Here is a 22,506-nt window from a genome sequence, read left to right as displayed (position 1 = left end):
GTAATGGAAGCGAAAGATAAATCATCGATATTGATATCAATATTTAGGAGAAAAGGCTCTGAGGGTCAGTTCACAAAGATTATAGATGAAAATAGTAAATCTCAGTATGATAATTTATTATCCTCTTTGGATCACGATGAAAAGGGGTTAATAGTATATTATAGAGATAGCGTAGATTGGTTGCTGTTAACGAATAGAAGGGTTTTAGCATCTTCAAATATTATTATTCTTAACTCTGATATTATTGAAGTATCCCCTGCTTTGCAAGAGGAGTTTAGGGATATGGTAACTAATAAGAATAAATTTACAAGATTGCTAGTAAAAGATAAAAATAATAAGACTTATATCTTGAGTTTAGAGATGGGGTATCCATATGAAGGATTTTTTCAGGTATTACATTTTATAGCGAGTAATAATCAGCATACTTAATTAGAGAGAATTATAAGAGAAACCTGCCGCAGGCATCGCCTGCGGCTTATGTGGAAGTCTGCAGCTTGAATCAGGATTCAAAGCATTTGATAAGAGTCTTAATTTGTTTCTACAGGCTCTCAAAAATAGAAATTTTGTAATATTACTTTCTCTTTATTCCAGCTTCTTCAATTCTGTTTTGAATTCCATTTCTACATACCCCTTAAAATCCTTTGCCAGGCATTTATCAAACAGCTCTAAATATTCACGTTTAATATCTGCATTTAAGGCAGGATTTTCAGAAACCAGCTTCCGATATTCACTTGGGGTATCAAATATTTCCAATACTTGCTTATGAATAAACGCCCCGGGACGTGTCCATCTATCATGTTGAATACTGAACTTGAGAAACTCTTTAGGGTCTTTAGAGTTCAAGTACGCTTTCATTTTTGGAACTAATAGGGGCTCAAATCGCCATTGTTCATAGTAGCCGTCAGACTCTATCGCCGGTTCTCTATAGGATTCCCGCGCACCCCAAAAAATCCACAATGCATCTTTATCCAGACCATGACCACTTTCAGCATAGCGAGTAAAAAAAGAAAGCTGGTAAGTGACCATTTCGGGAATTGTTAATACAAAGCCTTCGCCTTTCTTTTTGAGATGATAGATAAGTTCGTTTTCAAGAAGATATGGAGGCGAGGCGGTATCAAATATTCTTTTAATAAAACGCGTGTAACTACTAATATCCTTTTTATACAGTTTATTGGTAATGGCATTGTCGTAGTTGTAAATTTTGTTGATTAATGCGTCATAATCGAAACGCATGAAGCCTTCTTTTTCGATAAAGGTTCGTCCAAAAGTAAAAATACAAGTAACAATCTTTTCGAAATGGTATTGGTCTTTGGAAATATCCTCCTGCATCAATCTAACCAAAAGTTCTTTATGTAAGTTATTGCTGGCGCAATAGACCATGTATTCATACATGTTATCTGAGGCTAATGCGGCTTTAAAGTCTTTATCCGAGATATCGGTTTGAGATAATCGGTAACGAAAGTAGATGTCGAAATAAAGTGGATAGGAAATAGAATTCTTCGGTTTGGGACTATTATGTAAGCTTCCCTTAAAAAGTGTGAGGAACAGATTGTTCAAGAGCCCAACATCTTCTGGCTTTAGCCATTCCAGTTTCTCGATATACGTTTTAAAAACCGAAATGTCATTATTAAATCCTTCGCTCTTTTCCATATATGGCAAAAAATATTGTTCATGCGTTGACCGTATAGGGTTCTCGTAAAGAAAATGGTCAGAATGAGAGTAAATCAACTCATAAATCGTCGGAAATCGAAACTTGATTAACTCTAGGACCAAGAGAGACTCGAAATCAACTTCCTCACCAATTAGCCGATAAATGATTTTAAAGCCATTAATAAATCGGATAACGTCCCGTCCCTGGCGTAATACACGGCTATATGCTTTTTGATATTTGTTATGGAACCCAGTAGGTATTAGCGTATTTTGAAAAACCTCATAATGTGCCGTTGAAATAGTTGTTTTTAAGTGTTCTTGAAGAGCGTTGATTAAATCGCCCCCTTCACGTTTGGGTAAGGGAATTTCTAACTGAAATATCTTATCTAGATAATCTTGCCTGGCGGCATCGCTAAGGGTCTGTATGGCATTTTGCACATACATTTTATCATATCCAACCAAGTAAAAGACGTTGGAGAAATCAGCTGTATTGCGGATCAACTTTAGCACCTCCATAATTTCATCAGGATAAAGGCGGTCGAGGTCATCGATAGTTATGACGATTTTGCGGCCGGTCGCCCGAAGCATTTTGTTTATTTGCTGATATTCTCCCGAATTTTGAGTCGAATGCGGATTATGAAGAAAACCAAACCAATTCATAAAGGAAAGTGATCGTGTGTCGAAACTGGCTAACTTGCGACCATAACTATAGATCAATGAGGAGATTTTTGAATCCATTGATGCAATGTCTGAAGCAAGTAAGTCAAAAAATTCCCGACGAATCATTTCGGGATTACCAGCGCTCCAGGGATCAAAATTAATTCTCAGTATCTGCTTATGGTCTAGGCCCAAGTCGATCAGTTTTAGAAAGGACGTTTTGCCACTGCCATATTCACCAAGTATACCAATGGCAAATGATTTCTGATTATTCGTCGATTGTATTAACCTGGCAATTTCACTTGCAGCAGCCTTACGATTAAAATGATCATCTTCATAACTAACAACTGAATTATCTTCAATAAATCCCTGTAGGCCCAAATCTGGTTGCACGTCATTGGCCTTACGGTTCAATAATGGATAAAGTGGTAAGGGAAGAATAGATGCGATGGCAACTAAATCCCAATAAGCCAATTGCGGAAGTGAAGCCATCCTAATGAAAGACCAATATTCGTTCGTGCGTTGCAATCCATAGAGTATAAGACCATATAACGCTATTAGTACTAAAAATCGTAGATATCGCTCTTTAGTTATCCAAATGACAGTGGAAAGTAACAAAAAAATCAATGTACAATCTACCAAAATTCCAGGCTCGAAGACGGAAAAAAGTGGTTTAACGACTGTTGTATCAAGCAGCCTACTTATGGGCACTCTAAAAAGTATCTGTACCGCAGCAAATAATAGGGCACCGGCATAGGGAAGCTTATTGGACTTAATTCTCAAGATCTGCATTTTGTCTTATAGAATAAAAAGGGAATAATTTTAGGGCAGTTGAGATATGTGGTTAGGGTGGAAATTGCGCTTGACCTCTCGTTCACAATTACTAGGTGTTTGTGCCTCGATAAAATATCTTACCCAGTGAAATCAAAATCAAATAGCACCTTTGGTTCCACTTCCAACCCCTTCGCCAAAGCATAAATCACCGATAGCGTCGCCGCATGCTCCCCATTAATCACCCGGTAAACCTGCTTAGTTTCAATATTGCCATGAGCAGCTACCTCCTCTGGTGTCTTTTTCTTAGAATCCAGTAGCTTCTTGACGTTTTGTCCGAAAGCCGTTATATAAGCTTGATTTTTAGTTTTCACTCGCTCAAGGTCCTAAACCAGTTAAAAATAAAATTGTCAAATTTGACAATTTTGAAATTATTTACTACTTTAGCATTAAGAATATATTTTTGCGATTCTTCAATACAAGATATTGTAAGCAATTCGCTTTTTAAGTCTCGCTTTTGAAACCTGAGAATCTTCAATGCCACGAGACGATGAAGTGGATGGCTCGCGTTTGTGCGCGGGCCCACTTTCTCGCGGCATAGGCTTCTCAGGGCCTCAAAAGCGAAGAGTGGGTACCGCGCTTTTTTGCGCCTAATACCCACCTTCCAATTTCATAAACTCATATTAACAACCACTGGTTATTCAGCCTTCACGGCTGATAGGGGAATCGTATTGCATTTTCAGAACTGTATTTATTCACTTTAAATATTCTGTTATGGAAAATCTGTTAACCATCTTAACCCGCATCACTGCCTGTGGCACCTCCGCAGGCTTCATCGAGCTAGTCGAAAACGAACTATGCAACGTTATCGGCAGTACCTCCGCTAATAACTGGTCCCCAGGTCAGCGGGCCGAGTTCATGGCATTTTATACCGTCTTTAGAACCACCGCTACAGCCGCTTTTAACATCAAGGGCGCGCTGGAAAGAGCCCATGCAGAAGACCTGACCAGGGAGCTGCTAACAGAGTTGGAAAGTGATCTGTATGAGTTATCGAGTTTCCAGGCGGGTATTGAATTAGATGAGTTGGTAGCTGCGCTTGATCAGTACATCGAAATACTGGTTGACGGGGATAGGGGAATAGACGGAACTATCGCTGCTATTACCGGCAATTACTTCCGGACCTTTTTCCTGACGCTGCATTCTCTGGAGATAGAAGAACGGATTAGTATCGCTAAAATAAACCATCACTTTTCAACTGTACTTTATGAATATTGAAACCCAAAAGAAAAACTTATTACTGGAGTTGCATACGGAGTTCTCTAAGTTACCTGTTCTTTTCAGGGAGCGCGTTTGCGAGGAATGTAACTATGGCGCGCCAACTTTTTACAGGAAGTTGCGGGGCAGCGATAGGCTTGTTGATGGTAGGTTGATACCGGCGTTAAGTAAAGCGGAAAAGAAGATGATCCGCGGCATAGGAGAGGAGCTTGTCAATAGTTTGTTCAGCGCTGTTTTCAGGGACGGTGAAAAGTGAAGATACAAGGGCTACCCAGTGTATCCGTGGCAGCCCTTTATTTTTTTTATTCCTCTGTAACGCTTGCTCCGGGAGCATTACTTTTAACGGATTCAATACCACCATCCCTGCTGGAGGAAGTAGTATACATTTCACTGGTACCGATAACCTGGCTATTTCCGGCTTTGAGTGTGAAATAAAACTGCCCGTTTTTAGCCGTTAGTTTTTCATAACGACTATCATTAGGTGCGTTAGCTTTGACAGACTCAATGCCGTTGTTGCAGGCTGCTTTGGTGGTGTACATCTCACTGGATAAAATTGGTTCGCCATTGCCGGCTTTCAAAACAAAGTAGTTCTGGCCGTCTTTGGCTGTTTTGATGATAAATTTTCCCATAACATGTTGGTGTTTAAATGAATGAAAGAATACCTGAACAATAACCAGCCGGAGGTGGAATTGTTTAACCCAACAGGATGATTTTTGAGATTTTAATAATTTTTAAAATACCCTTTTGATTTAGTTTATTGCGTAACCCCTCTGATACTTGTCGCATACCTCTTGGATACTTCTCAGATACTTAGGACTCGTCTATGTGTCGTACTCCCTATACAGTCCCCATACACTCCCTATACTCTCCCCATACACTTCCCATACACTCACCATACACTCACAATACACTTCCCATACACTCCCCATACACTTAGGATACCAAACTACCCATCCATGAACTCCCTCACTTCCTCCTCATCCAGCCCGGAGTATTCACAAAATTCAGCCACTGAAATGTACTGCCATTCCAGCTTTCCAAACATCAGCCGGATTTTTTGCATGAGCTCTCTGGCAGAGCGTTCGCTCTTTCCCATGATGTTTTGAATGTCTTTGGTGTAGATCACCATCCTCTTAGGAACGTTTTTCGGCATAATTATACAAAAAGCGGCAAAAGCGGCGGGTTTGTTTTTCCACACTTCTGCCAGTGAATAATTTCGTCTTGTATTTCGAAGTACAACCCTGTCTGATCAGATGGAAAAGCTTAACAGGCATAGCTATAGAAACTGCCTATTCTTTCAGAAAAAATATTTTAATTATGAGTAAACAAGATGGATTGCTACAGTTTGATGGCGCAATCGAAAACCTATCGTTTTATAAAACAAAGCGTGGATACGCCGTCAGAAAAAGATCTGGCGTATCAGGAGCCCGGATCTCCAACGACCCGGCCTTCAAACGCACCCGCGAAAACGGCCAGGAGTTTGGTCGCGCTGGTAAAGCCAGTAAATTGCTTCGCACATCTTTCCGTGATATGATAAAAAACACAGCGGATAAAGGGGCTACCCCCCGCCTCACGAAAGAGTTTGTAAAAGTGGTAAAGGCAGATGCTACCAGCGATCGCGGCTTGCGGAATGTAATTGATGGAGAAATCGGGTTCATTGAAAACTTTGAGTTTAATATGAATAGTTTGATGGATACGTCACTCTTTGCTCCCTTAACGGCTAACATTGATCGCGTTGCCGGCACCGGAACAATAGAGCTGCCGCCCTTCAAGCCGGTGGAAGGCATTCAATCTCCGGAAGGGGCAACGCACTTCATTATCACCTGTGGCGTTAGTGCTATCGACTTTACAGGCGGTAAGTATGAAAGTGCATTAGTTAGCAGCGAAGTATTGGTACTGGATAGCAATAATACCGCTCCGCTGAAACTCACGGCCTCCGTTTCTCCGAACAGCACGTTCCCCATGTTCCTGGCACTCAGTATTGAGTTTATACAGGTGGTAAATGGAAAGCCTTACAAACTGTCCAACGGTACATACAACTCCATGAAGGTGGTGGCGGTATCCGCCAGCGTTTAAGGATGCGTAATTTTTCACCCTTTAAAACAAATCCTGTATGGAATTAGTAAACCGGTTAATTGCCCCCACACCACCTTTCTTTGTGAAGGTGCGCAACATAGGGCTCATTCTCACTGCGCTGGCAGCAGCAGTGATAGGGTTACCACTACAACTCCCGTCTATAGTAGGGGAAGTAGCCCAGGTATTAGCAGTAGCAGGCAGCATCATGACAGGTGTAAGCCAGGCCGCTGTTAAAAATGAGTAGCAGGAACACCCTCTGCTACCTGTTCTGAGGAAAGTTGCAACAATTCAGAACAGTTTTGAGAGTCCCCCGCAGGCATGCGGGGGGCTTTTTAACAGCTGGCTGCCGCTAACGGTAATAATCAGTATGGTGCTTGTTTGGTTTGGGTAATCATGAACAATTTATTTTGAGGTTAAGAAACATAGAATATGCATAAGGAGATGCTGAATGCAGCCGGGCGACTTTTGCTTCCCCAAAATTAGGAGGCTGGTTTAAGAAGATTGTTAAGATATATGACAATTTTCCGGGCTTATAACCGCTGCCCCGGAATCTGGTTATACTTATTTATGCGGTGCTTCCTGATAGTACTTAAATACTGCCGGGTAATACCGAGATAGGACGACAGATCCGTATCCGATATCCGGTTTGCCAGTTTAGGGTAGGCTTTAAAAAGCAGGTGGTAACGTCCTTCCGCGTCATAATTGATCCACATGGCTCTTTCCTCCGCAAGCTCATAGTAGTACTCCGTTAGTTTCCTGCCTATCTTATTGAATTCGGGATATTCCTCATAAATCGTTTCCAGTTTTTCCCATGGTATAGCCAGGCATATAGTAGGCTCCTTGGCAACCAGCTTATCTAAACTGGCTACCTGGTTAAAAAAACTCTTTACCGAAATAATCATATCATGTTCTGCAAAGAACCACTTCGCCTTTTCAGCACCATCTTTTATATATCTTCCCGTAACCAGTCCTTTAATGCAAAAATAGCAGTACCTGCAGGTTTCGCCATAGTCCAGCAGGATATCATTCCTCTTAAAAGAGAATACTTCACAGCTATCGATAATGGCGTTTTTTAATGCGTCTGAGAAAAACGGGTGATGTACTTTTAAGTCGTTGAACATTATCTCAAAATAATGCTGAACTTCCGGGGACATGGAGTTAACCATATGCAGCACCTTTGTGCCACGATGCTTTCTTTTCATAGCAATGCGTATGTTTGGGAATGATCCATTGCCGTGGATATGGGGTGATGATGTTAATGACAACCAGCTATACCAGTAAATTAAACTTTTTCATAAAAACTAACAAGAAGGGATGATGGAAATTTATTTAATTGCTCAGAAGATGAAAAAGACGATTACCAGGGTCTTACCACGTGAAGGTGCAGGATAGTTGTTCGATCATTTCTTTGTAAATTGGAGTAATGCACTATTGTATGATTATTATCTTACCCGGATAATTTATAGCACATGAACCCAAAAACTATACTAAGCTTTCTTATACAGCTGGCAATCCTTCCTGCCTGCTTTGCTCAACATCCAAATGAGGCAGCGGTTGATTACCATCTGCCGGATGTGTTGCGTACGCAATCAGGTAAAGAGATAAATACGGTGGCAGATTGGGAGAAGATCCGCCGGCCGGAAGTAATAGCATTATTTGAAAAGAATGTTCAGGGCAAAACTCCTGTAAAGAATATCCCATTGAGGTTTGTACCATTATCGGTTAGTCATAATGCATTAAATGGAACAGCTACCCGGAAACAGGTGCGCGTATATTTTTCGCGGAACGAAAAATATTACATGGATATTTTACTCTACCTGCCAAAGAACAAGCCTGTGCCAGTGTTTGTGGGATTGAACTTTGGAGGTAACCAGGTTGTGAATGCCGATACGGGCATACTTATTTCAAAACGGTGGGTTAAATATGCCACGGAGCCTGCCTATAAAAATCATTTGGGAACAGCAGCTTCACGTGGCGTACAAAGCAACGATTGGTGCGTTGAAAAGATTATTGCGGCAGGGTATGGGGTAGCTACTGTGTATTATGGCGATCTTCAGCCGGATAGTGTGAATAGCGTGAATGCAGGTGTGGCTCCTTTGTTTTATACGAAAGGGCAAAAAGAACCTGCTGCAGATGAATGGGGCGCCATAGGTGTATGGGCCTGGGGTTTAAGCCGGGCGCTCGATTACATGGAAACAGACGGTGATATTGATGCAAAAAAAGTGATAGTGATGGGGCATTCCCGTTTAGGTAAAACAGCGCTTTGGGCCGGCGCGCAGGATCAGCGATTTGCTATGGTCATTTCCAATAATTCGGGAGAGGGAGGGGCGGCCATTACGAGAAGGAAATACGGTGAAACCATTGCCGTAATGAATAAGGCATTCCCGCACTGGTTTTGCGGGAATTTTAAAAAGTATAACGATAAAGAAGATGAATTACCGGTAGATTTCCACGAATTAATTGCATTAATAGCGCCGCGGCCGGTATATATAGCCAGCGCTTCGCAAGACCAGTGGGCAGACCCATTGGGTGAATACTTATCCGGATGGTATGCCACCCCGGTATATGCACTGTATGGTTTGAAAGGATTAAGCACACCTGTGCCGCTGGGTATCAGCCAGCCGGTGGGCGATGGTGTGATCGGTTATCATCTCCGGAAAGGCGAACATGCCATAACGCCCTACGACTGGGATCAATACATACGTTTTGCAAACCGGTTCTTCAATAAGTAATAAATAGTATTGGCAACCGCGCTCCTGACCTCAATTGAACTTTTCCCTGAACGCCAAAGGCGACAAGTTAGTCCTTGACTTGAACAGCCTGCTGAATGACTGCGGGTGCTCAAAACCCAATCCATAGGCAATTTCACTCACAGACTGATTCGTCGTGGATAATTGCGTCTTCGCATGTTCAATCAGCCTGTCCTGGAGGTAGTGTTGTGTGCTTTTGCCGGTCAGGACTTTCAGTAAGTTGCTGAGGTATCCTGCAGAGACATTCAATGAGGAGGCCACATATTTAACGGTGGGTATTCCTTCTATGGATAGCTGGTCGCTATTGAAATATTCATCCAGTAAGGATTCTAAGCGGTCAAGGATCGTATGGCTATATTTTTTGCGGGTAATGAACTGCCGCTGGTAAAACCGTTCCGCATAGGTCAAAAGCAGTTCCAGTTGCGCAATGATTACGGTGTCACTGAATTTGTCAATATTATTCCGGTACTCCTGCACCATGCCTTCCATGATGGCAAGGATCGACTTTTCTTCTTTATCCGACAGGAAAAGCGCCTCATTGACAGAATAGCTGAAAAAGTCATATTGCCTGATTTTCTTTGCCAACGTGGTTTTCCATAGAAAATCGGGATGGATGAGTAATACCCGGCCAGAGCGGTTGGTGTTTTCCGCTTCTGCAAGACTCACTTCAAACACCTGACCCGGCGCCATGAAAAAAAGTACGCCTTCCTCAAAGTCGCCCGACTGCTGCCCGTATTTCATATTGCCTTTAAAATCCCTGTCGATAAGGATGGAATAAAAGTCGAACAGGAAACCCATACTGGCCTTGCAGGGGAGCTGTATGGCCCCGTAATCGACAACGCTGATCAGTGGATGTTCCGGCTTGGGAAGTCCCATTACCTTATGGTATTCACTGATCGTTTTTATTCTGTGGATCACCCTGTTTTCCATATCCTAAGTTACTGATAAATGTTTAACGACTGCCGCAGGCTATTACTGTACGATCTCTTCCAGCTTCTTTACCAGGTTTTCCGGTTGCTCACGCATGGAGTAGTGTCCGCCTTCAAGTGTATAGATTTTCCACTTTCTTGCCCTGGCTTTCAATATTCCCATTTTATCGTGTTCCGGACTTCCCTTACCGTCTTTCGTCATCTGGAGAAAGGCTGTTGGGATCTTTTTAACCATTGGGTTGCTGATCTGCAGCGGTTCGATAAAGGTATTCAATGGTTGCGGCACATCCATAGGCGGAACAAGCTTTGCCGGGCCAAAAGGATAAAGCACCATGTTGTCTTTGATATTGCCCCTGACCATTGGCTCCCAGAGGTCACCACACACGTCTTTTGCACTTTCTCCGTTTTCAGGTACCATCGCATCCAGGTAAATCAGCTGTTTGATGCGCTCAGGCGCCTGTTCCGCCACGCCTGAAATGACCATGCCGCCATAGCTATGACCTACAAGGATAACATTATGCAGATTCTCGAACCTGATCACATTCAGTATATCATTGATGTAGGTGGTCAGGTTGATATCAGGGTTAGAGAGATGAATCTTTTCTCCGAGGCCTGTAAGTGTCGGGCGGTAAACGATGTCGCCATGTGCGCTTAGAATGGAATCTACTTTTGCATAGTCCCAGCCACCGTCCCATGCACCGGGAACGAAGAGGAAAGTACGGGGTTGGTGTTGCTGTCCGTACGCGAACGAAGAGATGGTCATGCTTAAAATGAAAATTATTTTTTTCATACAATGTTTAATTGAAATAAATTGTTTGAGATTACAAAATTCAGGAATAGCAGGATGCCAGACCTAACCGTATCTGCTTTAGTTGTAACAAAATGTGAGATGGGGGCTTTAGCCAAAAAGTTCTATTTTTAATCAAAAGACGGGTCTATATAAATTAAAGAAAAGATGTTTCACTTAACGGGAATAATCATCTCCCTGTTTCTCGCGTTGCTGCTTTTTACAAAAAAGGGTAAGTCAACTGCTGACTTTATTTTAGCGCTATGGTTAACCCTGATTGCCCTTCATTTATTCTGCTACTACACACTGGTTTCCGGAACTTATGTTGAATTCCCGTATTTGCTGGGCGTTGAAATTCCATTACCACTTATTCATGGTCCTTTTTTGTATTTGTACATTGCTGCTTTGGTCAATCAAAGCAATAAAAGGCTGCACTGGTTTATCCATTTTATCCCTGCAACGATTGCGTACATCTTATTGTCAGGCTTCTTTATCCAGACTTTTAATCATAAAATCAATGTTTATCAGCATCATGGTATTGGGTATGAAAAACTCGTTTCAATAATACGTCTTCCCATTATACCGTCTGGTATAATTTACGTGGTTTGGTCGCTGATATTATTAAAGAAGCACAGCATAAATATCCAGAAACAATTTTCTTATACAGAGAAAATCAATCTGAACTGGCTGGTTTACCTCACCATTGGAATGGGCGCCATCTGGTTATCCGTTATACTCGGAAATGATATTTCTACCTTCATGCTGGTCGATTTGTTCATCTTGTTTATTGGATATTTCGGAATAAAACAAGTGGGCATATTCACCAACCGGGTGGTGAATACGCAGTTGATGGATACTGATGATATAAAATTGGAAGAAGGGAATGATCCTGGTGTGAGCAGCCTGGCCAATGGCACTGAGAAAACCAAATACCTGAAAACGGCTGTGGAACCTGAGCTGATGTCAAAAGTGCACAAAGAGTTAACGCTGTTAATGCAAACGGAAAAGCTCTTTAAAGACCCCGGGCTAAACCTGGATGGATTGGCTGGGCGGTTGGGCGTTCACAGCAATACTTTGTCGCAGGTAATTAATTCAATGGAGCAAAGGAATTTTTACGATTATATCAACGACTTCCGCATAAAGGAATTTCAGCGGATAGCGGTACTGCCCGAAAACAGCAATTTTACACTCCTTTCCCTGGCTTTCGAGGTGGGGTTCAATTCAAAGACCTCCTTCAACCGCAATTTCAAAAAGGCAACGGGCCTGTCTCCCAAAGAATACTGCCAGCAGGAGAAGATACAATTGGGCAATGCAACCTAAGTAAAAGCGACCACCTTACCTTTTGGAGCGTCCGGGAAATGAATACCATCTTTCTTTGCCACTAAAAAAAGATGGTAAAAAAGTTATTATGGATGCTATTGGTTGCGTTGTCGGTTGTAGTGGGGCTTTATCCGGGTTTGTTCTTTTGGGGTGAAAAGAAGGTGGGGATATTAAAAATCAAACCCGGTGAACTTTTTCTTAATCCCTTCTGGTATGGGAGCTTTTATGTGCACATCATCTTTGGCGGGCTTGCGCTGCTGATTGGGTGGATACAATTTAGCCCCTGGATCAGGCGCAAAAATATAACGCTCCACAGGAGAATAGGCCGGTTATACGTAATTGCTGTTTTACTAAGCGCTCTTGCAGGATTTAATATCGCTTTTTATGCAACCGGAGGACTTCCGGTAGCCTTGGGCTTTATCAGCTTGAGCCTTATTTGGTTTTATACTACGCTAATGGCATACCTCCGCATCAGGAGCGGGCAAGTGGTACCACATAAAAATATGATGATTTATAGCTACGCCTGCTGCTTTGCGGCAGTTACCCTAAGAGCCTGGATGCCTTTGCTGATTGTCTTGTTTGGCAACTTCGAAACTGCCTATACCGTTGTGGCCTGGTGGTGCTGGATCCCCAATCTAACCATCGCTTACTTTCTGACACAAAAATCAGCCCTGGCAACTCCTGAACAGGGATAAACAATCACCGGCTGTTTTCTTCATAAGTTACCTTGTTACCTCCAGGTTACTGTTACTTTATGATACCATGTTACTAAAGTATACATTCCTTGCCTAACTTTGCTGCTCAGGAATTAAATCAATGAAACAATGGATAAATTAAGAAACAAAGTAGCCATAGTTACTGGCGCATCAAAAGGAATAGGCGCATCTATCGCCAGGTATTTTGCAGCAGAAGGCGCAAAGGTAGTTGTAAATTATGCGTCAGGTAAAGAAGGCGCGGAGCACGTAGTGAAAGCCATAACTGATAAGGGCGGCACAGCCATCCTGGTACAGGCCGATGTATCAAAAGAAGCCGATATAACCAGGCTTTTTGAAGAAACAAAGAATGCTTTCGGCACGCTGGATATTTTGGTAAACAATGCGGGCATTTACCACTATGCGCCAATTGAAGAGGTGTCAGCAGCATCTTTTCATCAGCAGTTCAGCGTCAATGTGCTGGGTTCTTTACTGGCCATCCAGGCATCTTTAAAGCTGTTTGGCGATAAGGGTGGCAATATCATCAACATCAGTTCTGAAGCAGGTAAAATGCCGCTGCCCACAGGGTCGGTATATTCCGCCACCAAAGCAGCATTAGATGCTATTACAATTGCTTTGTCGAAAGAATTCAGCGGAAGAAATATCCGCATCAATTCTATCTTACCAGGCGTTGTGGAAACCGAAGGTTCGCGTAGCGCCGGCTTCATCGGCAGCGATGCTGAAACAAAAATGGTAGCCAATACGCCGCTTGGCCGTACCGGGCAGCCGGAAGATATTGCCAGAGTAGCCGTATTCCTCGCTTCCGATGACGCCGCCTGGATTACAGGCGAGAAAATTTCCGTATCTGGAGGCATTTACGGTTTTTGATTTTAAGGTATTCATGAATTTAGCAACTAACAGAAATGGGTAAATTGAAAAATAAAGTAACCGTTGTTACAGGTGGTAACAGCGGTATTGGATTCGGCATTGCAGAAGCATTCAGAAACGAAGGAGCAGTGGGCACTATCACCGGCAGAAACCAGGCCACCTTGAATAGTTCTGTAAGCGCATTGGGTAATGATTTTATAGGTATTAAGGGAGATGTAACAAACATCAGTGACCTGGAAGATATATTCAAAACAACCTTTGAGAAATTCGGGAAAATTGACGCACTGGTAGTGAATGCCGGTGGCATCGTGGATGGTGTGCCAATGGCTGCCATTGACCAGGTTACAGAAGATAATTATGACCGCTACATGGACCTGAACCTGAAAAGCGCTTATTTCACCGTGCAAAAATCACTGCCGTATTTAAACGACGGCGCCTCCGTTATACTTATCGGATCAAGTGCTGCCCACCGGGCCGCGCCGGGAATGACTATTTATAGCGCCGCCAAAGCGGCTATCATATCGCTGGCCAAAGGGTTGTCGCTGGATTTATTGTCAAGAAGAATAAGGGTGAATACCCTTTCGCCAGGTTCTATTGATACGCCTGTTTTTGGAAAAATTGTTCCCCCGGAACAATTGGAACAATTAAAACAGATCTGGAAAGATATTACACCTGTAGGCAGACAAGGACTTCCGTCCGACATTGGGAACGCGGCGGTGTTTTTAGCATCAGACGATTCAGCTTTTATAGTGGGTACTGAAATTCTTTCAGATGGTGGGCTTACCAATATCAGCCTGATGAAGTAAATTCAGCTCCTCCTTCATTGCGTGGATTAATAAAATCGGGCGCTGAAATGCCGGCATTTCAGCACCCGATCCTGATGGCTTTATCTTACACGCTAAAACCCAAACGCACTGATATCTCCTAAAACAATATAACTCTGAGAACCGCTCAACCCGATGAATTTAAAATACCTCGCCGCAGGATGAGCAGGTATCTCATACGACTGCCCATCATTAATGGTACGGTTGAAGTTAAACGTACCCAGATCATTCCAGTTAACATTATCCGTACTCACCAGCAGTTTAAACGTATCGCAAGCCCTGTCATCATCCGTTTTACGGTATAATGTAAACGAGGTAATGGTCCGGACAATTCCCATATCTACAGTAAAGAAATGCGGATAATTGGAATTGCCAACCCACGCATGCCAGCGTGTATTCGGTGATCCATCGATTACATTGGTCACGAGGTTTTCATCACCGGGATGCTGACTGGAGAAGTCTATGATCTGCCAGTTTTTAGGACTGAATAAAAACGGTTTACTTGTTACATAGTCCGTGTAAAACGTATCTATGCTGAGTGAGTCCGGTAGGTATACGGTCCGGTATTGATAAGTAATACCTGCTTTCATATCAGTAATAGTGGAAGCCCCGTCGCTGACAGGGAAACGTTTCACCTGCGTGGCACCTGAAACATTGGTGTATTTTACTTCCGTGGCATAAGCGCCGTTGGAGATGTCCGCACCGCCCCATTTCACCACAATGGAATCTGCATAGAGGATACCTGCATCTACCGGGCGGCCTAACAGGCTCGACTGATACACGTCTCCATAGCTGGCGCCGAATAATTCCACGGGTACAGAAACACCGCCTTTGGCGTCGTAGGTTTTAATAACGAATAAATAGCTCTTTTCAGGAAGATTGTTAATCGTATAACTGATCGTGTCGCCGGTGGGGGGAATGCTTATTTCTACGGAATCCGCAAAATTATTCCAGAAGATCTTTGCAGCGGTAAGCGTGGGATCTGCGCCTCGCAGCCAGGAAATCTTCACCCGGTTACGACCGGCATTCGCTACCGGGCTATTCGCCTTTCCGGGGTATACAATGCCATCCGGCACAACAAACTGCTTATAGGTGCTATCCATTTTTTTGCAGGCCGTAAGTATAACCAGCATGGAGAATAGGATGGAGATATAATGAAAGATGTTTTTCATCTTATTGCTTTTAAAGAGTTGAAAAATATTAAGGTACCTGCTGACCCCATAAATCTATTTCTGCTATCACCACCTGGCCGGACATGCTGTAAGTTTCCAGCGTTTTAAAGCGGAGAAACCGTACCGCGGGCAGCAACCTGTCGAAAGAAAAATCTTCTCCCTTAAACCAGGCGTAGTTCCTGTCTTCTTCTGTTGTTTGGCCTAACGGCAACCCGGAAGGCTTAAAGGAGTTAAAGCTGCCCAGTAACTGCCAGTTGTCCCAGCTTCCATCCGGACTGGGATCATTAGACCCCCATAGCTCAAATTTCTTTACTGCCGAACCGGCGTAGAAGTGATCGGCTTGCTGCTGGTGCTCTACAATACGGCTTAGCACTACCTTCTTGCCCAGGTCAATCGTGGACCATTGCGGAAGTACCGACAGGTTGGTAGAAGCAAAGATGCTGTTGATGTTATTATCAAACAGCCAGCTGAATTGATAGCCACCATCTGCCTGTGCCCAGGTATCGGTAGGCAGGCGTAATTCTTTCCAGGTACTTTTAGAGATTAATTCTTCATACACCGGCTTCAGGGATTTAATCAATGTATCAGACCTGTTACTCCACCGGTCTCTTACAAAGATGGCAAACTTCTTTACCGTGGTATCAAATCCTCTTACGGAATAGGTGCCCAGTGGCGCGCCGGTGTAAAAGGTGTTTACGGTAGTCCAGGTATTTTGCCCGGTAGAATCCATCATCAGTGTAAGGGCCAGGTTATCTTTGGCGTCGTTGCGGAAAGAGATCTGTACGCCGCCAAAGGTGGCGCCCATTGTGATGGAAGAAAAAGCGGAGATGACAGCGGGGCGCAAGGGCTGCACGGTTAGCTCCACCGGTGCAGATACTTTTTCATTTTTACCAACGCTGAATACCTGCACCTTATGCACGAGGGTATCGCCAAAACCAATCAGGTGCAATGTATCGGTATAGTAGGAGGCTTTGGCTTCCCTGAAAACACCCGGCTGCATTTCATATACAGCTTTTATATAAGAGAGTTGCGGATCTGTGGGGAGCTTGTAAGTAAGGATGGCAGCTCCCGGGCTTACGGTCACCTTTATATTGGTGACAGGGGCAGGCGCGGGTGCATTTTCATCTGTATAATTTATCCTGCTCTCTTTTTTGCAGGACCAGCCGGCAACAATGATTAAGATAGAGATGATAATATAACGTAGTTGTTTCATGTCGTTAGTTTTTTTCGGGAGATGTTACCACCCCAGGTTTTGTACTAAACTTCTATCGGTAGAAAGGGTGCCTTCACTAATCGGCCAGAAATAATTTTTTAATCCGAATGTTTGGTTGAAGATGGTTTTAGGCCGGTAGTAACCAGCAGCTGTTTCCTGGATCAGATCCCATCCTTTCACCGGTCGGTTGTATACTGTTTGCGCTTCTTTCCACCGGCGGAGATCCCAGAACCGTTGTCCTTCAAATGCCAGTTCAATCAGGGCTTCCTGGTGGATAATATCCCGCATACCCCTTTGCGTGGTGTATTTAATGGGATTGGTGGAATAGGTGGTCCAGGATGATTCAACAGACTGTAATCCTGCCTGTTCGCGTACCTGGTTTACGTAATTATATACTTCTGCTCCCGGTCCTGCTGATTCATTTAATGCCTCTGCATATAAGAGATACAAACCGGATAGCCGCATGATAGGCCAGTAATAAGAATTAACGGAATAATCGTTTCCTCTTCCGATCACGTTCTGATACTGAACGGCCTTCTTCAGGTAATAGCCGGTAATAGATCCATAACCTGGTTTACCAAAACCATTTCTTTGCCTGTATTTACCTTCCAGGTAAAACAGGTCGGAATATTTCTTGTCGTCATAACGTCCTTGTCCGTACCACAAACCGCCGTCAAAGCCTAAGTCGGCGTAGAACCGTGGTTCCCTGTTAAAGTTTAAATAGGCGGTGGTATAGCCTTTCCACAAATAGAGTTTATCGGTTTCACCGGCTACCTTCAGGTTATACCGGTTGGCATAATCCCAGGTTTTATCTTCTGTAATGGGCACGCCATGACTGGAGTAAAACAATTCCGCCATATGCAGGGGAGGCGATAGTTGGCCTTTAACAACCGTGATATCCCTGTTGGCCGGATCAATGTAGGTAGTGATGAGCTGTTGAAAGCCGGTGGAATTGGTTTGGGTATTTGCCCAGATAATCCCGGTGTTCCATCTTTCACAAAAAGCATTTCTGATACTTAACTGGGTCATAATGGTATCAGAAAGATCATACTGTTGAAAATCCGGGTGGTATTTATAAAGCTTCATTCCTGCCTGGTGACATGCGTCTATGGCTGCTTTACAGGCCGTAGCGGCAGCATCCCATTTTGCTTTGGAGAAGGTGGGATTAAACAGCTGCGTACCATCGCGGTTTTTAAGCCCGGCTTCATCGCTGTTGCCATTAAACAACGGACTGGCAGCATACACCAGTACTTTTGCTTTTAATGATAACGCGATGGGCATGGTAACGCGGCCCAGCTCATTGGCGGGGTCTATGATAGTGGCAGGCAGGTTGGTAGTTGCTTCGTTGATCAGTTCCAGGATGTAATCGAAGCAGGAATCTACCGGTGCGCGCGACAGGTTGATATCGTTGCCGTCGGCATTGATGGGCAGATTGGTTTTCATCAACGGAATGGGGCCGTACATCGTTACCAGGTAAAAGTTGTAATAGCCTTTCAGAAACGTTACCTCTGCTATCCAGCGTCTTCTTTCTTCTTCAGCCAGGTCGGGTACTTTGGCGATATTTTCGAGGAAGATGTTACAGTCGCGGAGTGCCCTGAAATAATACCCCCACCGGTCGCCCAGCGGGCCTACCACATTCTGGAATCCCTGGGCCATGCTGAAGAAGCCACCTTCCGAGGAAAACCGCCATAGTTCGTCGCCGCCAACTATCGCAGGATCGTCGCCGAGGTCGCCGTTCTTTGGCATATAAGAATAACAGGTGAATAAATATTTTTTGGCTTCTATGCGGGTAGTAAAGGCGTTGTCGAGCGTGGCCACATTATCGGGTACCACATCGAGGAATTTCGCGCAGGAGTTACATGCGAGTATAATCAATACCAGGAGCGCCCTTATCGTTATATTATCTTTCATGGTGCTTTTTGTTTTCTTATTAATTGAAATTCAGGTTAAGACCCAGGTTGAATACCCGCTGAACCGGGTATCCCAGGCCATTTCCACCCATTTCCACATCCCATAATTTAAACTTGCTGAAGTTTAACAGGTTGGTGGCATTCACATAAATGCGGAAGGTAGAAGTGCGTAGTTTCTTCTGCCACCTGGCAGGAAGTGTGTAGCCTAGTTCCACCTGCTTTAACCGTAGAAATGCGCCGTCGCGCATAAACCAGGTACTGGTTTGTGCATTGTTCCTGTTTACATCAGGACTTAACCTGGGCCAGAGTGCATATACATTCTGGCGCTCTTCCGACCAGTGATCATCGGCATAGGCTTTCAGCAACTGATTTTCTGAGGCGAAAGGAGAGGTGGCTTCCGGATCTATCCAGAATGATTCATTATCTAATCCCTGGAAGAAAGCAGAGAGGTCTAAATTTTTATATCCCATCGAAAAGCCAAATCCATACACTATTTCCGGCACAGTAGGGTTACCGATGGCCACTTTATCTGCTTCTGTGATCTGGCCATCCCTGTTTACATCGAGGTACTTAATATCTCCACCGCCATACCTGCCAAAATTTTGTTTGGGAGAATTAGCTGCTTCGGCATCATCTACAAATAATTTTTCCGCGATATAACCAAACACCTGGTTAAGAGAATAACCGGTATGGTAACGATAGGATTCATCATACTTTGGTTCTTCATAGTTTTTATATTTACTGGTGGCATAGGTAAAGTTACCCATCAGCGACACCCAGAAATTGTCTTTAAAAAACTGTTTGTAATCCATCGATATATCTACGCCTGCTGCTGTGGCAATACCCACATTCGCTTTGATAGGTACAGCGAAACCGGCCGCCTCCGGAATGCTGCGGGTCATAAGGATCCGGTCGCGGTATTGGGAAAAGTATTCTGCTACTATATTTAATTTATTAAACAAGCCCAGCTCCAGTGCGATATTCTTTTGTTTGGAAGTTTCCCAGGTGATATTGGGGTTAGCATAACGGGAGAGGGAAATACCGTTCAGCCGGTATACGTTCCCGGGATCACGCCCAAAGCCTGCGCTTCTGCTGCCGTCGTTCATGTTTACGTTTGATAAATAGAAGAAGCGGTCCTGCGGGGAGCCAATCGCATCATTCCCTATAATGCCGTAAGTTCCCCTCAGCCGCACATTGGAGAATATTGCTTTGATAGGCTCGAAGAATTTTTCGTTAGATACTGTCCATGCAAGTCCAAAAGATGGGAAGAAACCAAACCGGTTGTTCTTATCAAAACGTTCCGACCCGTTATAACCGAAATTTATTTCTGTGTAATAACGTTTATCATAGTCGTACGTGGCCCTGCCGGATAATCCTATATTCCTGAACGGGAGCGATTGCTGGAGATCGCCCGCATTGGCATTTAACCGGTTTTGTAACATAAACACCATCATGCCGCTGACGGTGCTTTTATTAAATGAGCGGTCGTAATTCAATCTGGATTCCAGGTAAAGGGAGGTGCTGATGGTTTTCTCTCCCTCGTTATAACCTAAGTACTCGGTACCTTCATTGGGATTGGTATTGGTGATAAAATATTTGTCGGATAATTTATCATACGCGTCCATCTGGTACCAAAACGGGTTATAGAAACGGCTCACATCAAAATAGGACGTTCTGTTGGTATTAATCATTCCACTGGCTGCCAGGCCAGGTGTAATGGACTTCAGGTTCTGTTTCAGCTCAATTTGCGCCAGCATGAGGGACCGGGAATAATCCTTGTATCCCTTCACCATTTCTGCGTATGGATTGATGTATTGTCCTTCATCATAATTTCCAAACATGATGTGCTTTGTAAATTTATGCTCTTCATCGGCGGGGTAGTAAGCCGGGAATAGTACGGGGTTGGATTTCATCACTTTTTGGTACATGCTGGCGCCGCCATCCACCGGACCGGTGTAGTCGTCGAAGCTGCCGCTTAAACGGACTACCATTTCTGTGGTATTTGTTAAATTGACATTTACGTTAGACCGCAGGCTATAACTACTCAGCCGGATGTTGTTATTGAAATTATTCCGTTTATCTACTTTCATTAACCCGTTATCCCGGTTGTAGGCGCCCGATACAAAATACCTGGCTACGCCACCGCCGCCGCTCACGCTCAGGTTTAACCGCTGGTTGGTGGTATAGTCTTTAAACAGCTGCTTCCTCCAGTCGTTGGCCGGGTAAGCAGTAGGGTTGAGGCCTGTTGCGGTGTTATCTATTTTCTCCTGGCTGTAGGGAAGTGCGCCCAGGGGATCGCGGGTAAGCACGGCTTCGTTGGCCAGTTTCATATAGGTAACCGGGTCTGCCAGCTCAATATTTTTAGTAGGGGCGGATACTGAATTCTCTACGCGGAAAGCTAACTTGGCTTTACCAACAGCGCCTTGCTTGGTGGTTACCATGATCACGCCGTTGGCGGCTCTGGAGCCATACAGCGCGGTGGCACTGGCATCTTTCAGAATAGAAAAGCTGGAGATATCATCTACCTGCAACCGGGCGAGGTCGGTGGTAGTTAATTCAACGCCGTCAATCAGAATTAAAGGATCTTTTTTATACCCGAAGGTGGTAACCCCGCGGATAAAAAACTGTGCATTGTCCAGGCCGGGTTCACCACTCCGCTGAAAAGCGATTACGCCGGCTGCGCGCCCGGCCAGTGCCGTGGTGAGGTTGCTGGATGGTACTTTGAGATCCGATGGTTTAATGGTAGTAACCGATCCTACCATGTCGCTTTTTTTCTTTGTGCCAAAAGCCACTACCACCACATCTTTCAGCTGACTGGATATCGACTGCATAGCGATGTTAATGGCAGGGTGCGTGCCTACTTTTACGCGCTTTTCCACGTAGCCGATGTAGCGGAAAATCAGGGAGTCGCCCGGACTGGCTTCAAGGAAATACTTACCATTGTCGTTGGTAGTGGTGCCTTTACTGGTGCCCATTATCTGTACGGTTACGCCAGGGATATGGGAGTTATCGTCTGCCGAAACGACGACACCGGTAACGATCATACGCTGTTGCGCTAAAGACAGGGAGCAGGATAATAGCAGCGCAGGTACAAGGAAGTACCGTTTGTTAAATAGTGCGTGCCTGAATAGGGAAAGAAAAAATGGCTTTTTTCTAAACGTAGAATTCTTCATAGCGTTAAGCTATTTACTGGTTTGAGATGAGTGAATGGGCAAGGTGTTGTTTCATATCCGGGAATGCAGTTGGGTCTATAATTCCATGCTGTTGAATTTAGGTGATGCTATGTGCAGGGGCATTCTTTCTCCAGGCCGGTTCAACGTTACAGCAGCCCGTTACCTGTATTTCAGGCAATACGAAAGCTACCGGCAGTCGAGCCGGCAATGAGATTAAAGGTTACACTTCTAATTAGTGATGAAGTTGCACACGGTGAGTCAGCCGACTCACCGTATACTGATTAGTTACCTGTTGATACTACATAAGATTATTGGCTTTGTTATAAATTTGATACTCGGAAAATCGATTTAGCACAGATACAAGCAGTTGTCACTAAAACTGAAAGAAATTCAGTCAGTTATCTTGCGCAGTACATAAT

22 protein-coding genes are annotated in these 22,506 nt (G+C 44.0%); 11 read left to right on the top strand and 11 right to left on the bottom strand.

The genetic code is table 11. From position 1 onward, the window contains the following. Positions 1-3 precede the first annotated feature (3 nt). Positions 4-429 carry a hypothetical protein gene (locus B5Z18_RS25255; protein WP_079472303.1) on the top strand — a complete coding sequence of 142 codons (426 nt, stop codon included), beginning with the start codon at positions 4-6 and terminating at the stop codon, positions 427-429. A 153-nt stretch (positions 430-582) separates the two neighbouring features. Here the strand turns inward: B5Z18_RS25255 and B5Z18_RS25250 are convergent, their stop codons facing one another. Then, a complete protein-coding gene (locus B5Z18_RS25250; protein ID WP_159454425.1) occupies positions 583-2,799 on the bottom strand; it encodes a KAP family P-loop NTPase fold protein in 2,217 nt (738 codons plus the stop codon). 419 nt (positions 2,800-3,218) lie between these two features. Then, on the bottom strand, positions 3,219-3,452 hold the full coding sequence (locus B5Z18_RS25245) for a helix-turn-helix domain-containing protein (protein ID WP_079472301.1): 234 nt from the start codon (positions 3,450-3,452) through the stop codon (positions 3,219-3,221). Between the two features lie 400 nt (positions 3,453-3,852). On the opposite strand from B5Z18_RS25245, the gene B5Z18_RS25235 reads away from it, so the two are divergent. Together B5Z18_RS25235 and B5Z18_RS25230 are read left to right on the top strand one after the other, a co-directional pair. Then, complete coding sequence (locus B5Z18_RS25235) at positions 3,853-4,353, top strand: hypothetical protein (protein ID WP_079472299.1); 501 nt, start codon at positions 3,853-3,855, stop codon at positions 4,351-4,353. Beyond that, entirely contained in the window at positions 4,343-4,609 is a 267-nt protein-coding gene (locus B5Z18_RS25230; RefSeq protein ID WP_079472298.1) for a hypothetical protein, read from the top strand. The genes B5Z18_RS25235 and B5Z18_RS25230 overlap by 11 nt, the downstream gene beginning before the upstream one ends. Before the next feature lie 46 nt (positions 4,610-4,655). Here B5Z18_RS25230 and B5Z18_RS25225 read toward each other — a convergent pair whose 3' ends face one another. Beyond that, complete coding sequence (locus tag B5Z18_RS25225; protein ID WP_079472297.1) at positions 4,656-4,982, bottom strand: YegP family protein; 327 nt, start codon at positions 4,980-4,982, stop codon at positions 4,656-4,658. Between the two features lie 317 nt (positions 4,983-5,299). Continuing rightward, positions 5,300-5,482 (bottom strand): hypothetical protein, encoded by a 183-nt coding sequence (locus B5Z18_RS25220; protein ID WP_200817343.1) that lies wholly within the window; start codon positions 5,480-5,482, stop codon positions 5,300-5,302. Between the two features lie 188 nt (positions 5,483-5,670). Here B5Z18_RS25220 and B5Z18_RS25215 point away from each other — a divergent pair, with 188 nt between their 5' ends. Beyond that, entirely contained in the window at positions 5,671-6,429 is a 759-nt protein-coding gene (locus tag B5Z18_RS25215; protein ID WP_143313685.1) for a hypothetical protein, read from the top strand. A gap of 37 nt (positions 6,430-6,466) precedes the next feature. After that, on the top strand, positions 6,467-6,673 hold the full coding sequence (locus B5Z18_RS25210) for a hypothetical protein (protein ID WP_079472294.1): 207 nt from the start codon (positions 6,467-6,469) through the stop codon (positions 6,671-6,673). Positions 6,674-6,959: 286 nt separating this feature from the next. Here B5Z18_RS25210 and B5Z18_RS25205 read toward each other — a convergent pair whose 3' ends face one another. Continuing rightward, entirely contained in the window at positions 6,960-7,631 is a 672-nt protein-coding gene (locus B5Z18_RS25205; RefSeq protein WP_079472293.1) for a Crp/Fnr family transcriptional regulator, read from the bottom strand. 267 nt (positions 7,632-7,898) lie between these two features. On the opposite strand from B5Z18_RS25205, the gene B5Z18_RS25200 reads away from it, so the two are divergent. Beyond that, a complete protein-coding gene (locus B5Z18_RS25200) occupies positions 7,899-9,161 on the top strand; it encodes a glucuronyl esterase domain-containing protein (protein ID WP_079472292.1) in 1,263 nt (420 codons plus the stop codon). Between the two features lie 30 nt (positions 9,162-9,191). Here B5Z18_RS25200 and B5Z18_RS25195 read toward each other — a convergent pair whose 3' ends face one another. Further along, a complete protein-coding gene (locus B5Z18_RS25195; protein WP_079472291.1) occupies positions 9,192-10,109 on the bottom strand; it encodes a helix-turn-helix domain-containing protein in 918 nt (305 codons plus the stop codon). Between the two features lie 42 nt (positions 10,110-10,151). After that, a complete protein-coding gene (locus B5Z18_RS25190; protein ID WP_079472290.1) occupies positions 10,152-10,898 on the bottom strand; it encodes an alpha/beta fold hydrolase in 747 nt (248 codons plus the stop codon). 165 nt (positions 10,899-11,063) lie between these two features. Here B5Z18_RS25190 and B5Z18_RS25185 point away from each other — a divergent pair, with 165 nt between their 5' ends. From B5Z18_RS25185 to B5Z18_RS25170, 4 genes are all read left to right on the top strand, one after another. Continuing rightward, on the top strand, positions 11,064-12,215 hold the full coding sequence (locus B5Z18_RS25185) for a helix-turn-helix domain-containing protein (protein ID WP_079472289.1): 1,152 nt from the start codon (positions 11,064-11,066) through the stop codon (positions 12,213-12,215). Positions 12,216-12,286: 71 nt separating this feature from the next. Then, positions 12,287-12,910, top strand: a complete 624-nt coding sequence (locus B5Z18_RS25180; RefSeq protein ID WP_079472288.1) for a DUF2306 domain-containing protein — start codon at positions 12,287-12,289, stop codon at positions 12,908-12,910. 129 nt (positions 12,911-13,039) lie between these two features. Then, entirely contained in the window at positions 13,040-13,795 is a 756-nt protein-coding gene (locus tag B5Z18_RS25175) for an SDR family NAD(P)-dependent oxidoreductase (protein WP_079472287.1), read from the top strand. 35 nt (positions 13,796-13,830) lie between these two features. Continuing rightward, positions 13,831-14,601 carry an SDR family oxidoreductase gene (locus tag B5Z18_RS25170; protein ID WP_079472286.1) on the top strand — a complete coding sequence of 257 codons (771 nt, stop codon included), beginning with the start codon at positions 13,831-13,833 and terminating at the stop codon, positions 14,599-14,601. Positions 14,602-14,693: 92 nt separating this feature from the next. Here the strand turns inward: B5Z18_RS25170 and B5Z18_RS25165 are convergent, their stop codons facing one another. The 4 genes from B5Z18_RS25165 to B5Z18_RS25150 are packed head-to-tail and all read right to left on the bottom strand — an operon-like array spanning position 14,694 to position 22,087. Next, positions 14,694-15,791, bottom strand: coding sequence for a DUF4998 domain-containing protein (locus B5Z18_RS25165; protein ID WP_079472285.1), 1,098 nt, complete (start codon positions 15,789-15,791; stop codon positions 14,694-14,696). Between the two features lie 28 nt (positions 15,792-15,819). After that, a complete protein-coding gene (locus tag B5Z18_RS25160) occupies positions 15,820-17,004 on the bottom strand; it encodes a DUF5000 domain-containing lipoprotein (RefSeq protein ID WP_079472284.1) in 1,185 nt (394 codons plus the stop codon). Between the two features lie 24 nt (positions 17,005-17,028). Further along, a complete protein-coding gene (locus B5Z18_RS25155; protein ID WP_079472283.1) occupies positions 17,029-18,915 on the bottom strand; it encodes a RagB/SusD family nutrient uptake outer membrane protein in 1,887 nt (628 codons plus the stop codon). 19 nt (positions 18,916-18,934) lie between these two features. Next, complete coding sequence (locus B5Z18_RS25150) at positions 18,935-22,087, bottom strand: SusC/RagA family TonB-linked outer membrane protein (RefSeq protein WP_079472282.1); 3,153 nt, start codon at positions 22,085-22,087, stop codon at positions 18,935-18,937. Between the two features lie 85 nt (positions 22,088-22,172). Here B5Z18_RS25150 and B5Z18_RS32955 point away from each other — a divergent pair, with 85 nt between their 5' ends. Then, on the top strand, positions 22,173-22,298 hold the full coding sequence (locus B5Z18_RS32955; RefSeq protein WP_262488122.1) for a hypothetical protein: 126 nt from the start codon (positions 22,173-22,175) through the stop codon (positions 22,296-22,298). The last annotated feature ends 208 nt before the right edge of the window (positions 22,299-22,506 follow it).

Source organism: Chitinophaga ginsengisegetis (assembly GCF_900168065.1).
Classification (GTDB): Bacteria; Bacteroidota; Bacteroidia; order Chitinophagales; family Chitinophagaceae; genus Chitinophaga; species Chitinophaga ginsengisegetis.
The sequence above is the reverse complement of the archived record's forward strand: the minus strand, read 5'-3'. Positions and strand labels throughout refer to the sequence as shown.

Coding starts and splice junctions, on each gene's coding strand:
- B5Z18_RS25230 (WP_079472298.1), top strand. CDS start 4,343: ATGAATATTGAAACCCAAAAGAAAAACTTATTACTGGAGTTGCATACG.
- B5Z18_RS25185 (WP_079472289.1), top strand. CDS start 11,064: ATGTTTCACTTAACGGGAATAATCATCTCCCTGTTTCTCGCGTTGCTG.
- B5Z18_RS25170 (WP_079472286.1), top strand. CDS start 13,831: ATGGGTAAATTGAAAAATAAAGTAACCGTTGTTACAGGTGGTAACAGC.
- B5Z18_RS25250 (WP_159454425.1), bottom strand. CDS start 2,799: ATGGCTTCACTTCCGCAATTGGCTTATTGGGATTTAGTTGCCATCGCA.
- B5Z18_RS25175 (WP_079472287.1), top strand. CDS start 13,040: ATGGATAAATTAAGAAACAAAGTAGCCATAGTTACTGGCGCATCAAAA.
- B5Z18_RS25205 (WP_079472293.1), bottom strand. CDS start 7,631: ATGAAAAGAAAGCATCGTGGCACAAAGGTGCTGCATATGGTTAACTCC.
- B5Z18_RS25200 (WP_079472292.1), top strand. CDS start 7,899: ATGAACCCAAAAACTATACTAAGCTTTCTTATACAGCTGGCAATCCTT.
- B5Z18_RS25190 (WP_079472290.1), bottom strand. CDS start 10,898: ATGAAAAAAATAATTTTCATTTTAAGCATGACCATCTCTTCGTTCGCG.
- B5Z18_RS25220 (WP_200817343.1), bottom strand. CDS start 5,482: ATGGTGATCTACACCAAAGACATTCAAAACATCATGGGAAAGAGCGAA.
- B5Z18_RS25150 (WP_079472282.1), bottom strand. CDS start 22,087: ATGAAGAATTCTACGTTTAGAAAAAAGCCATTTTTTCTTTCCCTATTC.
- B5Z18_RS25210 (WP_079472294.1), top strand. CDS start 6,467: ATGGAATTAGTAAACCGGTTAATTGCCCCCACACCACCTTTCTTTGTG.
- B5Z18_RS25195 (WP_079472291.1), bottom strand. CDS start 10,109: ATGGAAAACAGGGTGATCCACAGAATAAAAACGATCAGTGAATACCAT.
- B5Z18_RS25215 (WP_143313685.1), top strand. CDS start 5,671: ATGAGTAAACAAGATGGATTGCTACAGTTTGATGGCGCAATCGAAAAC.
- B5Z18_RS25180 (WP_079472288.1), top strand. CDS start 12,287: ATGGTAAAAAAGTTATTATGGATGCTATTGGTTGCGTTGTCGGTTGTA.
- B5Z18_RS25255 (WP_079472303.1), top strand. CDS start 4: ATGGAAGCGAAAGATAAATCATCGATATTGATATCAATATTTAGGAGA.
- B5Z18_RS25160 (WP_079472284.1), bottom strand. CDS start 17,004: ATGAAACAACTACGTTATATTATCATCTCTATCTTAATCATTGTTGCC.
- B5Z18_RS25165 (WP_079472285.1), bottom strand. CDS start 15,791: ATGAAAAACATCTTTCATTATATCTCCATCCTATTCTCCATGCTGGTT.
- B5Z18_RS25235 (WP_079472299.1), top strand. CDS start 3,853: ATGGAAAATCTGTTAACCATCTTAACCCGCATCACTGCCTGTGGCACC.
- B5Z18_RS32955 (WP_262488122.1), top strand. CDS start 22,173: ATGCTGTTGAATTTAGGTGATGCTATGTGCAGGGGCATTCTTTCTCCA.
- B5Z18_RS25155 (WP_079472283.1), bottom strand. CDS start 18,915: ATGAAAGATAATATAACGATAAGGGCGCTCCTGGTATTGATTATACTC.
- B5Z18_RS25225 (WP_079472297.1), bottom strand. CDS start 4,982: ATGGGAAAATTTATCATCAAAACAGCCAAAGACGGCCAGAACTACTTT.